Origin of the sequence: Streptomyces sp. NPDC060035 (genome assembly GCF_042736635.1) — a bacterium.
GTDB lineage: Bacteria > Actinomycetota > Actinomycetes > Streptomycetales > Streptomycetaceae > Streptomyces.
In genome coordinates this window covers 65,116-79,795 of sequence record NZ_JBHWVO010000005.1, presented here as the reverse complement: position 1 = coordinate 79,795, position 14,680 = coordinate 65,116, and the positions used below count along the sequence as shown (strand labels likewise).

General features: G+C 69.9%; 11 protein-coding genes. 5 read left to right on the top strand and 6 right to left on the bottom strand.

Going from position 1 to position 14,680, the window contains the following annotated elements; translation table 11 throughout:
* Positions 1-93 precede the first annotated feature (93 nt).
* Both ACFWBQ_RS09535 and aspS read right to left on the bottom strand, forming a co-directional pair.
* Positions 94-1,023 (bottom strand): intradiol ring-cleavage dioxygenase, encoded by a 930-nt coding sequence (locus tag ACFWBQ_RS09535; RefSeq protein ID WP_385485904.1) that lies wholly within the window; start codon positions 1,021-1,023, stop codon positions 94-96.
* 145 nt (positions 1,024-1,168) lie between these two features.
* Positions 1,169-2,986 carry an aspartate--tRNA ligase gene (gene aspS, locus ACFWBQ_RS09530; protein WP_385485902.1) on the bottom strand — a complete coding sequence of 606 codons (1,818 nt, stop codon included), beginning with the start codon at positions 2,984-2,986 and terminating at the stop codon, positions 1,169-1,171.
* Positions 2,987-3,181: 195 nt separating this feature from the next.
* Here aspS and ACFWBQ_RS09525 point away from each other — a divergent pair, with 195 nt between their 5' ends.
* Positions 3,182-5,308 carry a SpoIIE family protein phosphatase gene (locus ACFWBQ_RS09525; protein WP_385485900.1) on the top strand — a complete coding sequence of 709 codons (2,127 nt, stop codon included), beginning with the start codon at positions 3,182-3,184 and terminating at the stop codon, positions 5,306-5,308.
* 82 nt (positions 5,309-5,390) lie between these two features.
* Here the strand turns inward: ACFWBQ_RS09525 and ACFWBQ_RS09520 are convergent, their stop codons facing one another.
* The 3 genes from ACFWBQ_RS09520 to ACFWBQ_RS09510 all read right to left on the bottom strand — a co-directional run bounded on the left by ACFWBQ_RS09520 (position 5,391) and on the right by ACFWBQ_RS09510 (position 8,117).
* Positions 5,391-6,446 carry an AI-2E family transporter gene (locus ACFWBQ_RS09520; RefSeq protein ID WP_385485898.1) on the bottom strand — a complete coding sequence of 352 codons (1,056 nt, stop codon included), beginning with the start codon at positions 6,444-6,446 and terminating at the stop codon, positions 5,391-5,393.
* Between the two features lie 86 nt (positions 6,447-6,532).
* Entirely contained in the window at positions 6,533-7,489 is a 957-nt protein-coding gene (locus ACFWBQ_RS09515; RefSeq protein ID WP_385485896.1) for a pirin family protein, read from the bottom strand.
* A 187-nt stretch (positions 7,490-7,676) separates the two neighbouring features.
* The gene (locus ACFWBQ_RS09510; protein WP_307126116.1) at positions 7,677-8,117 is read right to left on the bottom strand and encodes an SseB family protein; all 441 of its coding nucleotides are present in this window, start codon (positions 8,115-8,117) and stop codon (positions 7,677-7,679) included.
* 166 nt (positions 8,118-8,283) lie between these two features.
* On the opposite strand from ACFWBQ_RS09510, the gene ACFWBQ_RS09505 reads away from it, so the two are divergent.
* From ACFWBQ_RS09505 to ACFWBQ_RS09490, 4 genes are all read left to right on the top strand, one after another.
* Positions 8,284-10,110 (top strand): acyl-CoA dehydrogenase, encoded by a 1,827-nt coding sequence (locus tag ACFWBQ_RS09505; protein ID WP_385485893.1) that lies wholly within the window; start codon positions 8,284-8,286, stop codon positions 10,108-10,110.
* 113 nt (positions 10,111-10,223) lie between these two features.
* A complete protein-coding gene (locus ACFWBQ_RS09500) occupies positions 10,224-10,877 on the top strand; it encodes a hypothetical protein (RefSeq protein WP_385485891.1) in 654 nt (217 codons plus the stop codon).
* Positions 10,878-10,937: 60 nt separating this feature from the next.
* Positions 10,938-12,236: a M18 family aminopeptidase gene (locus ACFWBQ_RS09495; RefSeq protein ID WP_385485889.1), complete on the top strand. Its 1,299-nt coding sequence runs from the start codon at positions 10,938-10,940 to the stop codon at positions 12,234-12,236.
* A 128-nt stretch (positions 12,237-12,364) separates the two neighbouring features.
* Positions 12,365-12,586 (top strand): DUF6458 family protein, encoded by a 222-nt coding sequence (locus ACFWBQ_RS09490; protein ID WP_385485887.1) that lies wholly within the window; start codon positions 12,365-12,367, stop codon positions 12,584-12,586.
* A 273-nt stretch (positions 12,587-12,859) separates the two neighbouring features.
* Here ACFWBQ_RS09490 and ACFWBQ_RS09485 read toward each other — a convergent pair whose 3' ends face one another.
* Positions 12,860-14,671, bottom strand: coding sequence for an NHL domain-containing thioredoxin family protein (locus ACFWBQ_RS09485; RefSeq protein ID WP_385485885.1), 1,812 nt, complete (start codon positions 14,669-14,671; stop codon positions 12,860-12,862).
* Positions 14,672-14,680 lie beyond the last annotated feature (9 nt).

The following is a 14,680-nucleotide window of genomic DNA, read 5'->3' as shown; positions in this document are numbered from 1 at the left end:
AACCGCTGGGGTCCGGGCTCCTCGCAGGGCCTGGGGCCTTTCGTTCGGATCATGCCGGGCTCGCGGGGTCCGGCCTGATCCGAACGAAAGACCCTAGAGGCCGGTGCCGTCGTTGGTCTCGTCGGGGTCGACGCCCATCGTGATCGAGCCGACCACACCGCGCGCCATGCGGCCCTTGCCGTAGGTGAGCTTGAGCAGCCCTCCCGTGACCCCGCTCTGGTCGTAGATGGTGTCCTCGGTCAGCGTCGTACGGGTCGTGGTGCTGGTCGCGTACGGCTCGATCTTCGCCGAGTCGAGGACCGCGGACTCGGCGAAGAAGAACTGGCCGGTGTGGCAGGTGTGCCCGCCTTCGTACCCGGCGTCGGTCATCTTCCCGCCGACGTGCACTTTGGTGTGGATGTGCACGGTGCGGCCCTGGTACCAGCCGGGGAAGATCGTCGTGAACTCCACGTACCCGTGCCGGTCCGTGAGCTGTGTGCCCCGCAGGTACCGCTCGTCGTCGGTGGGTTCGCTGTGCCCGCCGCCTCCGCCGCCGGGGCCGCCGGAGGGAGGTGTGCCGGTCGGAGTGCCGGTGGGCGCGTCGGTCGGCATGTCCGTGGGGGCTCCGCTCGGCGGAGTCCCGCCGCCGGGGCCGCCCTGACTCATGCTCTCGTAGCCGGAGTAGATCCCCAGAGCGTCGCAGTGCCAGATGTCGACGGCGGCCCGCTTCAGCGGCTTGCAGGTGTCGGAGTCGATCACCTTGAGCCGGAGGGTCAGCGGGATGCCCTCCTTGTCCTCGGTGATGTCCTTCCGGATCTTGTCGGCGTCGATGTAGTACGGGCCCTCGGTGGTCTCCGAGGTCAGCCGGTAGCACTCCTCGCCCTGACCGGTCTGTTTGCCCTTGGCGCTCTTCTCCTCGCCGGCCGAGGCACTGGCGACGACCCCGGCCCCGATCCCTGCCGCGGCCACCGTCGCGCCACCTGCGAGGATCACTCGCCGGCGGGTCAGATCCTTCTTGTGCGCGGGTCCCTGATTCTCTGTCATGAGGGGCGAGGCTAGGCAACCGAGCTGGCAGGGGCATGAGCGCAGGCTGTGTGTTCCTGTGCGTACCCCGTGCGCGCACGAAAACAGTCCCCGGCCGGGGGGCCGGGGACTGTTTCACGTGGAACCGAAGCGGAACCGCTGACGCCTACTTCGCGCCGGTGTCCCTCGCCACCGAGTCCTTGGCCTCCGCCTTGTCCTTCGCCGACGCGACGGGCTTGCGGAGCTGGATGTTCAGCTCGCGCAGGCGGGTCTCGTCCAGTTCGCTCGGGGCGCCCATCATCAGGTCCTGGGCGTTGCCGTTGAGCGGGAAGGCGATCGTCTCCCGGATGTTGGGCTCGTCGGCCAGCAGCATCACGATGCGGTCGACGCCCGGGGCGATGCCACCGTGCGGCGGGGCGCCGAGGCGGAACGCGCGCAGCATGCCCGCGAACTCCCTCTCGACGGTCTCCGCCTCGTAACCGGCGATCGCGAAGGCCTTCAGCATGACCTCGGGCTCATGGTTACGGATGGCACCGGAGGACAGCTCGATGCCGTTGCAGACGATGTCGTACTGCCACGCCAGGATGTCGAGCGGGTCCTTCTCCTCCAGGTCCTTCATGCCGCCCTGGGGCATGGAGAACGGGTTGTGCGAGAAGTCGATCTTGCCGGTGTCCTCGTCCTTCTCGTACATCGGGAAGTCGACGATCCAGCAGAAGCGGAAGACACCGTCCTCGAAGTGGCCGGCGCGCTTGGCGGCCTCGACGCGGACGACGGACATGATCTTGGAGACCTCGTCGAACTCGCCCGCGCCGAAGAAGACGGCGTGGCCGGGCACGAGGGACAGACGCTCGGTGAGGGTCTTGATGTCCGTCTCGGTGAGGAACTTGGCGATCGGGCCCGCCAGCGTGCCGTCCTCGCCGACGCGGACCCAGGCGAGGCCCTTGGCGCCGTGCTCGACCGCGTACGCACCGAGGCCGTCGAAGAACTTCCGGGACTGGCCCGCGGTGTCCGGCACCGGCAGCGCGCGGACGTGCTTGCCGGCGAAGGCCTTGAACTCCGAGTCCGCGAAAATGTCGGAGATGTCGACGAGTTCCAGCTGGGCGCGCAGGTCCGGCTTGTCGTTGCCGTACTTCAGCATCGACTCGCGGAACGGGATGCGCGGGAACGGCGAGGTCGCGTGGCGGCCGTTGCCGAACTCCTCGAAGAGCTCGGTCATGAGCTTCTCGATCGGCTGGAAGACGTCCTCCTGCTCGACGAAGGACATCTCGACGTCGAGCTGGTAGAACTCGCCGGGCGAACGGTCGGCGCGTGCGTCCTCGTCGCGGAAGCACGGCGCGATCTGGAAGTAGCGGTCGAAGCCGGAGATCATCAGCAGCTGCTTGAACTGCTGCGGCGCCTGCGGAAGGGCGTAGAACTTGCCCGGGTTCAGACGGGACGGGACCACGAAGTCGCGGGCGCCCTCGGGGGACGTCGCGGCGAGGATCGGGGTCGCCATCTCGTTGAAGCCGAGGGCCACCATCTTGGAGCGGATGGAGGCGATGACGGACGAGCGCAGCATGATGTTGCGGTGCATGCGCTCGCGGCGCAGGTCGAGGAAGCGGTACTCCAGGCGCCGCTCCTCGTTGACCCCGTCCTCGGCGTTGATCGTGAAGGGCAGGGGGGCGGCCTCGCCCAGCACCTCGACCTCGGTGACCTCGATCTCGATCTCGCCGGTCGGGAGCTCCGGGTTGACGTTGTCGGCACCGCGCGCGGAGACCTTGCCGTCGATCCGGACGACCGTCTCCTTGGTCAGCTTCGACAGGGCGTCGTTGCCGGGAGTGCCGGGGCGGGCGACGAGCTGCACCAGACCGTAGTGGTCGCGCAGATCGATGAAGAGGATGCCACCCAGGTCTCGGCGATTGTGCAGCCAGCCGCTCAGCCGGACGTCGGTGCCGACGTCAGAGGCGCGGAGCTCGCCGCAGGTGTGGGACCTGTACCGATGCATCGTCGTTCATCCAGTCTTCGCGGTCGGGGTGGATTGACACCCCAGGCTACCGCCCGTAGGCGCACCACTTCATTGACATTGATCCCGCACGGCCTCCCGGGCCGCACGGGACGCAGCCGGTGACCCTGCGCGGACGGCTGTCGGGCGGCCGTCCCTCGGTGGCGTCCGTGGAGAACATCTTCATAAAGTGGGGCAATGCGCACCGAGGAAATCCTGGCTGCGATCGTGACCGGTCTGTGGAGCTGGGACAGCTCAGCCGGCACCGTCACGCTCGACGCGGAGGCGGCCCGGCTGCTCGGTCTGCCTGCCGAGGCCTCGGTCTACCCCTCGGAGGAGGTGCGCCCCCGCTTCCATCCGGCCGACTGGTACGAGATCGACGGAGTGGTGAACTTCGCGATCGCCGAGGACACCGTGGCCGAGGCGAGACTGCGGATCGTGGACGAGCAGGGCACGGTGCTCCGCACCGTACGCAGCCGGTCGAAGCCGGTTCCCGTCGAAGGTCCGGGCCGCTTCGAGTACGTGCTGATGGGCATCCTCCAGGAGGTCGCCGAACCGTCGGCGGGAGTCCCCGCCGCGCTCAGCCCGATCACCGGGGACTGGCGCCGTTCACGCGAGGCGTTCCTGCTGGACGCGGGGCGCGCGCTGGCCGAGGCCGGGTCCACGGAGGAGGTGATGCGGGTCGCCGGGTCGCTCTCCATGCCCGGGTTCTCGCCGGACGGGCTGGCCGTCTTCGGCATCTCGGGCGAGCGCCTGACCGTCGTCGGCCACCACGGGCACAGCATGGGCGACGAGAAGCCGTTCACCGACATGCCGCTGGCGACCGACTATCCGGCCGCCGAGGTGGTACGGACGGGGCAGGCGATCTACCTCCCGTCGCCCGAGGAGTACCGGCGGCGCTTCCCCACCACCTGGCCGCTCGCACGCGGCTTCGGACGCCGCTCCTGGGCCTTCGTGCCGCTGATCGCGTCGGGCCACACCATGGGCGCATGGATGGCCGCGTTCGGGCACAGCGTGGCCTTCTCGCCGGACGAGCGGGCCGTGCTGACGACGGTGGGCAAGATGCTGGCACAGGCGCTGGCCCGCGCCGGGGCGGCCGAGACGGAGCGCGAGCTGTCGCTGGGGCTGCAGAAGTCGATGATGCCGTCCCTCGGCCCGGGGGTACCCGGCCTGACGGTGGCCGCCCGCTACATCCCGACCGGCGGAGGGCTCCAGGTCGGCGGCGACTGGTACGACATGATTCCGCTCCCCAACGGCCGTATCGCCCTCGTCATCGGCGATGTCCAGGGCCACGACGTGCGGGCCGCGGGGCTCATGGGGCAGCTGCGGATCGCCCTGCGGGCCTACGCCTCCGAGGGGCACCGCCCCGGTGCCGTGCTCTCCCGGGCCTCGCGCTTCCTGTCCGGGCTCACCGAGGAGTACGACGGCGCAGAGCGCGAGGACGAGGCCACCGCGGCGCGGTTCGCCACCTGTCTGTACGCGGAGGCCGATCCGGACACCGGCAGCCTCGACATCGCCCGGGCCGGCCACCCCGACCCGGTGGTGATCAGCGTCGACGGCACCGCGGTGATCCGGCAGACCGCGGGAGGGCTGCCGCTGGGCATCGAGAGGGACGCGGACTATCCGACGACCCGCGTCGTCCTGGGGCCAGGCGAAACGATCATGCTGTGTACGGACGGGCTCATCGAGACCGGCGGGCACGACATGGCCACCGGATGGACCAGGCTCAGGCCGATCCTGGAGGAACCCACCGAGGACCTGGAGAAGCTCGCCGACTCCCTGGTCCAGGCGGTGCACGGCCCGGGCTCGCACTACACGACAGGGCCACTGGTGGACCGGCGCGAGGACGACATCGCGGTGCTCGTGCTGCGCCGCGAGGGAGCGACAACACGCAGGGCACCGGGGCGCCGTTCGGCGATGACCATCGCCCAGGCCGAGCCCGAGCGCATCGCCGCCGCCCGGCAGCAGCTGCGTGAGCTGCTGCACGACTGGTCCGACGGGGAGCAGATCGACGCCGCGGAGCTGCTGGTCTCGGAGATGTCGACGAACGTCCTCGTCCACACGGACGGGGACGCGCTGCTGGTCGCGGAGGTGAGCGGGGAGCGGGGCGAGCGGCTGCTGCGCGTCGAGGTGGCCGACGCCAGCGACGAGCTCCCGCACAAGCGGCGCCCCGGCGAGATGGCGTCCAGCGGGCGGGGACTGGTGCTGATGGAGATGCTCGCCGACGCGTGGGGGGTGGATCCTCGGGGGGAGGGGAAGTCGATCTGGTTCGAGCTGTACGAGTCGGCGGAACCGGCGGAGCTCAGTACGGCGGGCGGCCCCTGAGCGTCCGGGAGACTCGGAAGGCCCCGGGGTTCATGAGGCTCGGGCTGCCGTGGGGCTCGGACGGCCATGAGCATCCGGGCGGTCAAGAGTGTTCGGGGGCCCCGTCGGCCTTGCGCAGTTCACCGATCACGCCGAACAGCGCCGCGCACACCGGCACCGCGAGCAGCATGCCCAGCAGGCCCGCCACGCTCGCGCCCGCGGTCAGGGCGATCATGATCATGGCCGGGTGCATCTGGACCGTACGGCTCTGGATGACCGGCTGCAGGACATGGCCCTCCAGCACCTGGACCGCGAGCACCACCCCGAGCACCCAGAGCGCGATCACGATCCCCCGGTCGGCGAGCGCGACCAGCACCGCGACCGCGCCGGAGAGGAAGGCTCCCAGATACGGGATGTAGGCGCCCACGAAGACGAGTGCTCCCAGCCCCACCGCGCCGGGCACCCGCAGGATCAGCAGGCCCACCGTGATGCACAGGGCATCGATGAGGGCGATGAACGTGGTGCCGCGCATGAAGCCCTCGACGGCCTCGAAGGCCCTGCGCCCCATGGCTTCCACAAGGTCGCCGGTGCCGCGCGGGGCGATGCTGTGGGCGAGGCCCGTGGCCCGGTCGGAGTCACGTAGGAAGAAGAAGGTCAGCAGCAGCGCCAGGACACTGGTGGTGACGAGCGAGCCGATCAGGCTGATCCCGGTGAGCAGGCCGCCCGCGGCGCTCGCGCCGAACTTCTCGACGAGGTTCCTGGCGTTGTCGGCGAGGTCGTCCACATTGGCGACACCGGCGATGTCGAAGTGGTCGATGACCCACTGCGCGGCGTCCTTCAGCGAGTCGACGATCTGGGCCCCCGTGTCGACGAGCGCCGTGACGACGATGTACCCGGCACCGCCCACCACCGCGACGAGCGTGGCGCAGGTGAGCCCGGCGGCCAGCGACCGGTTCACCTTGTGGGCGGTCAGCCAGCGGTGGACGGGCCCCAGCAGTGCCGTACCGAGCAGGGCCAACAGGACCGGGGTGACCGCTGTCTTGAGCGCGACGCACAGCCAGATCGCCACCGCCGCGACACCGGCGGCCAGGAGCAGGACGCCGCACCAGGCGGCCGTCCGCCGCGCACTGTCGGGCAGGAGAGGCTTCCGGGTAGACACCCTCCCACCCGATCACGGGGCTGACACCGTGTCCCGCCCGATCGGGCGTACGGGTGACGGTCCGTCACCCGCGCCCGCGCGTGCGGTCACATGCCGTGGACGGCGGGCACCGTACCGAGCCGGCCCGCCTGGAAGTCCTCGAAGGCCTGCTTGAGCTCGTCCTGGGTGTTCATCACGAACGGCCCGTAGTGCGCCATCGGCTCACGGATGGGACGGCCGCCGAGCAGGACGACCTCCAGGTCCGGCGTGTTGCCGTCCTGGGCCTCGTCCGCGCGGACGGTCAGCGAGGATCCCGTACCGAACACCGCGGTCTGCCCCATGCGGACCGGGCGGCGCTCCGCGCCGACGGTCCCGCGGCCGGCCAGGACGTACGCGAGGCCGTTGAAGTCCTCGCGCCAGGGCAGGGTCACCTCGGCACCCGGCCGGACCGTCGCGTGGACCATGGTGATCGGGGTGTGCGTGATGCCCGGGCCCTCGTGGCCGTCCAGGTCACCGGCGATGACGCGCAGGAGCGCGCCGCCGTCCGGGGAGGCGAGGAGCTGGACCTGGCCACCGCGGATGTCCTGGTAGCGCGGGGCCATCATCTTGTCGGACTTGGGCAGGTTCACCCAGAGCTGGAGGCCGTGGAAGAGGCCGCCGGACCTGACGAGCGCCTCCGGCGGCGTCTCGATGTGGAGCAGGCCGCTGCCGGCCGTCATCCATTGGGTGTCGCCGTTCTCGATGGAGCCGCCGCCGCCGTTGCTGTCCTGGTGGATGAAGCTTCCGTCGATGATGTACGTCACGGTCTCGAAGCCGCGGTGCGGGTGCCAGGGGGTGCCCTTGGGCTCGCCTGCGGCGTAGTCCACCTCACCCATCTGGTCCATCATGATGAACGGGTCGAGGTGCCGGTAGTTGATCCCGGCGAAGGCGCGCCGCACCGGGAAGCCCTCACCCTCGAAACCGCTCGGAGCGGTCGTGACGGTCAGCACAGGGCGGGCCACGGCGTCGGCCGGGGCCGCCACCTTGGGCAGGGTCAGCGGGTTTTCGACGGTCACTGCGGGCATGAGAGCCACCTCCGGAAGTCTTCTGCATCCAATTTAGTTGAATGGTGAACATCTAGCAAGGCGGCGTTCATTCCCACCCGGCCCCGGACCGCGCGAAGGGGCCCGTACCCAGTCGGTACGGGCCCCTCCCCGGGCCCCGCGATCAGCCGTCCGTGAGGCGATGAAGGCCCCCGAGGGCCGTCGGCCCTCAGCCGTACATGCGGCGCATGGCGAAGTCGACCATCTGCTCCACGGCCTTGGCGTCGAAGACCATACGGTGATCGCCCTCCATGTCCAGGACGAAGCCGTAGCCGGTCGGCAGCAGGTCGATCACCTCGGCGCCGGTGATCACGAAGTACTTGGACTCCTTGCCCGCATACCGCCGCAGCTCCTTGAGCGTGGTGAACATGGGGATCACCGGCTGCTGGGTGTTGTGGAGGGCCAGGAATCCGGGGTTGTCGCCGCGTGGGCAGTAGACCTTCGAGGTCGCGAAGATCTGCTGGAAGTCCTCGGCGGACAGCGAACCGGTCGTGAAGGCCCGTACCGCGTCAGCCAGGGAGGGCGGCGAGGGCTCGGGATACAGCGGCTGCTCGCCGTAGCCGCCACCCATCTGCTGCTGTGCACCCGGGTTCTGGTCGTAGCCATACATGCCGCAAAGAGTAATCGGACACATCGAGCCTTGAGGGGTTGCGTCTTATTACTGACGGGTAGCATCATCGTAGCGGTCAGCTGATATACCCACGTCCGCCCGTCGCCCGATCTTCACTCCTCCACGGGGCGCTGCGCGCCACTGCTATTGATTACGGAGCCTTCCCATGGGGCACTACAAGTCGAATCTCCGCGACATCGAGTTCAACCTCTTCGAGGTCCTCGGGCGCGACAAGCTGTACGGCACCGGCCCGTTCGCGGAGATGGACGTCGACACGGCGAAGACCATCCTGGACGAGATCACCCGTCTCGCGGAGAACGAGCTCGCCGACTCGTACGCCGACGCCGACCGCAACCCGCCGGTCTTCGACCCGGAGACCAACACCGCGCCGGTCCCCGACACCTTCAAGAAGTCGTACCAGGCCTTCATGGACTCCGAGTACTGGCGCCTGGGCCTTCCCGAGGAGATCGGCGGCACCACCTCCCCCCGCTCCCTGATCTGGGGTTACGCGGAGCTGCTGCTCGGTGCCAACCCGGCAGTGTGGATGTACTCGTCCGGCCCGGCGTTCGCCGGCATCCTCTTCGAAGAGGGCAACGAGGCGCAGAAGAAGATCGCGGAGATCGCCGTCGAGAAGCAGTGGGGCTCGACGATGGTGCTGACCGAGCCCGACGCCGGTTCGGACGTGGGCGCCGGCCGCACCAAGGCTGTCGAGCAGGAGGACGGCTCCTGGCACATCGAGGGTGTGAAGCGCTTCATCACCTCGGGCGAGCACGACATGTCCGAGAACATCCTCCACTACGTGCTGGCACGCCCCGAGGGCGCGGGACCGGGCACCAAGGGTCTCTCCCTCTTCCTGGTCCCCAAGTTCGAGTTCGACTGGACCACCGGTGAGCTCGGCGCCCGCAACGGCGCGTACGCGACGAACGTCGAGCACAAGATGGGCCTCAAGGCGTCCAACACCTGCGAGATGACCTTCGGCGACCAGCACCCCGCCAAGGGCTGGCTCATCGGTGACAAGCACGAGGGCATCCGCCAGATGTTCCGCATCATCGAGTTCGCCCGCATGATGGTCGGCACGAAGGCCATCGCCGCCCTGTCGACCGGCTACCTCAACGCGCTGGAGTATGCCAAGGAGCGCGTCCAGGGCACCGACCTGTCGCAGTTCATGGACAAGACGGCCCCCAAGGTCACCATCACCCACCACCCCGACGTGCGCCGCTCCCTCATGACGCAGAAGGCGTACGCGGAGGGCATGCGCTCCCTCGTGCTGTACACCGCCTCGGTCCAGGACGCGATCCAGGTGAAGGAGGCCGCGGGCGAGGACGCCAAGGCGCTGAACGGCCTCAACGACCTGCTGCTCCCGATCGTGAAGGGCTACGGCTCCGAGAAGTCCTACGAGCAGCTCGCTCAGTCGCTCCAGACCTTCGGCGGCTCCGGGTACCTCCAGGAGTACCCGATCGAGCAGTACATCCGTGACGCCAAGATCGACACCCTGTACGAGGGCACGACGGCGATCCAGGGCCAGGACTTCTTCTTCCGGAAGATCGTCCGCGACCAGGGCGCCTCGCTGAACACCCTCTCCGAGGAGATCAAGAAGTTCCTCGCGGGCGCCCAGGGCAACGAGGAGCTGTCCGGCGCGCTGGACAACCTCGCCAAGGCCGCCGTGGACCTGGAGGCGATCGTCGGCACGATGATCACCGACCTCACCGCGACCGGCGAGGACGTCAAGAACATCTACAAGGTCGGCCTCAACACCACCCGCCTGCTCATGGCGTCCGGCGACGTCGTCGTCGGTTACCTGCTGCTGAAGGGTGCGGCCGTGGCAGCCGAGAAGCTGCCGACCGCCTCCGCGAAGGATGTCGCCTTCTACCAGGGCAAGATCGCCGCCGCGAAGTTCTTCGCCGCGAACGTCCTGCCCGGTGTCTCGGCCGAGCGCGCGCTCGCCGAGGCCGTGGACAACTCGCTGATGGAGCTGGACGAGGCCGCGTTCTAGCCCCTCCGCACACTCTGCGCCCGCTCCTGGCGCACACAGAGACGGCCCGCCCCCGCAATCGGGGCGGGCCGTCCCTATGATCGGGGTCCGGGTCCGGAGGGGGAGATGCAGTCGTGGGTTCGATACGTGCGAACGGCAAGCGGTGGCAGGCGCGGTGCGCGGCGGCCGGAGCGGCGGCTCTGCTGCTCGTGGGCTGCGGCGGGGACGCCGACGCGAAGGCGACGCCACTGGACGAGGCTCAGGTCGCATCCGTGCTGCCGGACCCGGCCGCCCTGCCCGGCTGGGACCGCACAGAGGATCCGTCGACCGCACCCATGAACAAGACCGCGCGGCGCAGCTTCTGCACGACCGCGGGCAACAAGGGATGCGAGCAGTCCCTGTTCATGGGCTCCGTCTCCTTCGTGCGCGAGGACGAGAACGCCCGGGCCCGGTTCTGGATGGTCGCGTACAAGAACGAGAAGGCCGCCCGGAACGCGTACGACGTGCTGTGGAAGAACACGGCACGCACCGCCGGCAGGGGCAAGGCCGACCTGGGCCCGGTGGGCGCACGGCGCAACGCCGTATCGGGCGCGCAGGGCTACGGCGGAAGCTACGCCCTCACGGGGCAGATCCGGGTGGGCACGGCCCTGCTCTGGGTGGCCTCGGACGCCCGGACGAAGGACATGTTCGACAAGGACCTCACCAAGGACCTCGCGGCTCTGTTCTCCGACCGTGCACAGCAGGCACAGGACGGCACGAAGCCGACGGCGGCACTGTCCGGACGATAGGCCCCCGCCCTCGTCCGACGCGGCGAATGCTCCCGTCCCGCCGTCGTTAAAGTGAAGAGCATGAGTTCTCCCCTCCGCTTCGACCGCGGTCACACCGACGACCTGATGGCTTTCCTGATGGCCGGCCCCACCCCGTACCACGCCGTGGCCTCCGCCGCGGCCCGGCTGGAGAAGGCCGGTTTCCGGCAGGTCGAGGAGACCGCGGAATGGGACGCCACCACGGGCGGGAAGTACGTCCTGCGCGGCGGAGCGATCGTGGCCTGGTACGTGCCGGAGGGGGCCTCGGCCCACACCCCGTTCCGGATCGCAGGCGCCCACACCGACTCCCCCAATCTGCGGGTCAAGCCGATGCCCGACACCGGGTCCTACGGCTGGCGGCAGATCGCCGTCGAGATCTACGGCGGAACGCTCCTCAACACCTGGCTCGACCGCGACCTCGGCCTCGCCGGCCGGATCTCGCTGCGCGACGGGACGCACCGGCTGGTCAACATCGACCGTCCGCTGCTGCGCGTGCCGCAGCTGGCTGTGCACCTGGACCGGTCCGCCAACACCGAGGGGCTCAAGCTCGACCGCCAGAAGCACATGCAGCCGATCTGGGGGCTCGGTGAGGTCGAGGAGGGCGACCTCATCCGCTTCGTCGCCGAGGAGGCGGGCGTCGACGCCGCCGACGTCACCGGGTGGGACCTGATGCCGCACGCCGTCGAGGCGCCCGCCTATCTGGGCCGGGACCGCGAGCTGGTGGCCGGACCCCGCATGGACAACCTGCTCTCCGTACACGCCGCGACGGCAGCGCTGGCTGCCGTGGCCGGGCAGAGCGACGACGAGATCCCGTACATCCCCGTACTGGCCGCCTTCGACCACGAGGAGAACGGCTCCCAGTCCGACACCGGAGCGGACGGGCCGCTGCTCGGCACAGTCCTGGAACGCTCCGTGTTCGCCCGCGGCGGCTCGTACGAGGACCGTGCCCGGGCGTTCGCCGGGACCGTCTGTCTCTCCTCCGACACCGGTCACGCGATCCACCCCAACTACGGCGAGCGCCACGACCCGACGCACCACCCGGTGGTCAACGGCGGCCCGATCCTCAAGGTCAACGTCAACATGCGGTACGCGACGGACGGCAGCGGCCGGGCCGTGTTCGCGGCGGCGTGCGAGAAGGCGGGCGTGCCGTGGCAGACGTTCGTCTCCAACAACGCGATGCCCTGCGGCACGACCATCGGTCCGATCACCGCCGCCCGGCACGGCATCCAGACCGTCGACGTCGGCGTCGCGATCCTGTCGATGCACAGCGCCCGTGAACTGTGCGGCGCCGACGACCCCTACCTGCTGGCGAACGCCCTGGCGGCGTTCCTGGCCGGCTGACCCCCCGCCTGGCCGGCAGGGGCCTCCGACTCCTCCTCAACGGGCCACCGGGACATGGTTGTTGCCGGGCCGGGTACGCGACCCGTACACCGGCCCGGATTCACCGGGCCGTCGAGGAGGCGGAATTCATGGGACTCGGAGGATGCATTCTCCTGATCGGTGCCGGGGCGATTCTCGCTTTCGCCACCGACTGGAAACTGGACACCGTCAACGTCGACATGGTCGGCTGGATCATGATGCTGGTCGGTCTCGTCGGGGTCTTCGTCTACATGAGCATCGCGCGTCGCCGCCGCATGGTCGTGCCGCCCACCACCACGGTCGTCCCGGAGGACGAGCAACGCTACCGGTGACCTGAGGGGGCGCGGCCGGACCGCTCCCGTCGCCCCGGCGTGACTCTTCGTCGGCTCGGCGGTACCCCGATACCGCAGCCTGGCGACCGCGCTGCTGCGGTCCGCCGACACACCTGTCCCGGTCTCCGGGCCGACGGACTCCCTGTGGGACGACACGCCGCCCCTGGGTCACGCCCGCAGCGTGATCCAGGGGCGGCGTGTCGTGGCTGCGTGCCCTCCTGGTGGGCGCGGACGCGCGGCGGCGTACGGGGTGGAGCTGGTCGCCCTGCGCCGTCAGCCCTGGTCGTCCATCCCGGCCAGCACCAGCGGCAGCCTGGACACCCCGTCGGCGGTGACGCGGACGGGAACACCCCAGTCCTGCTGGTGCACATGGCAGGCCGGGTACTCGTTCTCCGGGTCGTCGTCGCAGGACGCCGCCATCGCGGAGACATGCAGAACGCCTTCGGTGACGCCGTCCGCCAGGACCAGGTCGCGGCCCAGATCGGTGCCCTGCCCCGAGCCCTCCGCCAGCAGTTCGGGCGGGGTCGAGGACACCAGAAGCCGGGTCGAGGGACCGTACCGGATGTCCAGCTTCTGACCGGCGGGCGCCTGGAAGACGACGTCCAGCCGCAGCGTTCCGGCGGCGATCTCGGTGGCTGCCCGCTTGGTGCGGTGCGCCTGGTCGGCGACGCGCACGGCCTCTTCGGGCAACCGCAGCCGGGTCAGCCGGTGCCGGGCGGACTCGACGACGACCAGATCGCCGTCGACGAGCACGGCGTCGCTCGGCTCCCGCAGGTCCGTGGCGAGCGTGGTGACCTCGCCGCTCCCGGGGTCGTAACGCCTCAGGGCGTGGTTGTACGTGTCGCTGACGGCGACGGACCCGTCGGGCAGCGCCGTGACACCCAGCGGGTGCTGGAACAGCGCCTGGCCCGCGGGGCCGTCGCGGTGGCCGAAGTCGAAGAGTCCGGTGCCGACCGCGGTGTGTACGGCGCCCTCCCGGTCGACGTAGCGCAACGCGGAGGTCTCCGAGTCGGCGACCCACAGCCGGTCCCCCGCCGCCGCGAGACCGGACGGCTGCGCGAACCACGCCTCGGCGCCGGGCCCGTCGACCAGGCCCTCGTTGGTCGTCCCCGCGGCGGCCTGCACGGTGCCCTTGGCCGGGTCGTACGTCCACAGCTGGTGCACCCCGGCCATGGCGATCCACAGCCGGTCACCGAACCAGGCGATGTCCCACGGCGAGGAGAGGTCCACGTCCCGGGCCGGACCGCTGGTGGCGGAGCCCTGCCACCACTGACGGCCGGTCCCGGCGAGCGTGGCCGTCAGCCCGGTGGTGAGGTCGAGCGCACGGATCGCATGGTTCACCGTGTCCGCGACCGCGATCCGGCCGTCGGGCAGCACCGCGAGCCCCTGCGGCTCGCTGAACCGGACCTCGTCGGGACCGCCGTCCACGAGCCCGCGTTCACCGGCACCGAAGTGCCTGCGGACCGTCTCACCGTCGGCGTCCAGCTCGACCAGCCGGTGCCGGGTGGTGTCGGAGACGAGGAAGCCGCCGTCGGGCAGCAGCAGTGCCTTGCCGGGGAAACGCAGATGCGTGGCGACGGGCTCGGGCGCCACGTACGGGCCGTCGCCGCGGCGCAGCGTGCCCTTCTCCGCGTGCTCGGCCTCCAGCTCCTCGACGAGCTTCTCGATGGCGTGCGCGTGCCCCTCGCCCGCGTGCTGGGCGACGATGTAGCCCTCGGGGTCGACGACGACGAGCGTCGGCCAGGCCCGCACGGCGTACTGCTTCCAGGTGGCGAGCTCGGGGTCGTCGAGTACGGGGTGGTGCACCTCGTAGCGCTCGACCGCGTCGACGACGGCCTGGTGCTCCGCCTCGTGCACGAACTTCGGCGAGTGGACACCGATGATCACCAGAGTGTCGCGGTGCTTCTCCTCCAGCTCGCGCAGCTCGTCCAGGACGTGCAGACAGTTCACACAGCAGAAGGTCCAAAAATCCAGGATCACAATGCGTCCGCGCAGATCAGCGAGGGTGTACTGCTGGTCGCCTGTATTGAGCCAGCCGCCCTTGCCGATCAGTTCTGGGGCGCGGACACGTGCACGTGCAGTCATGACAACAGT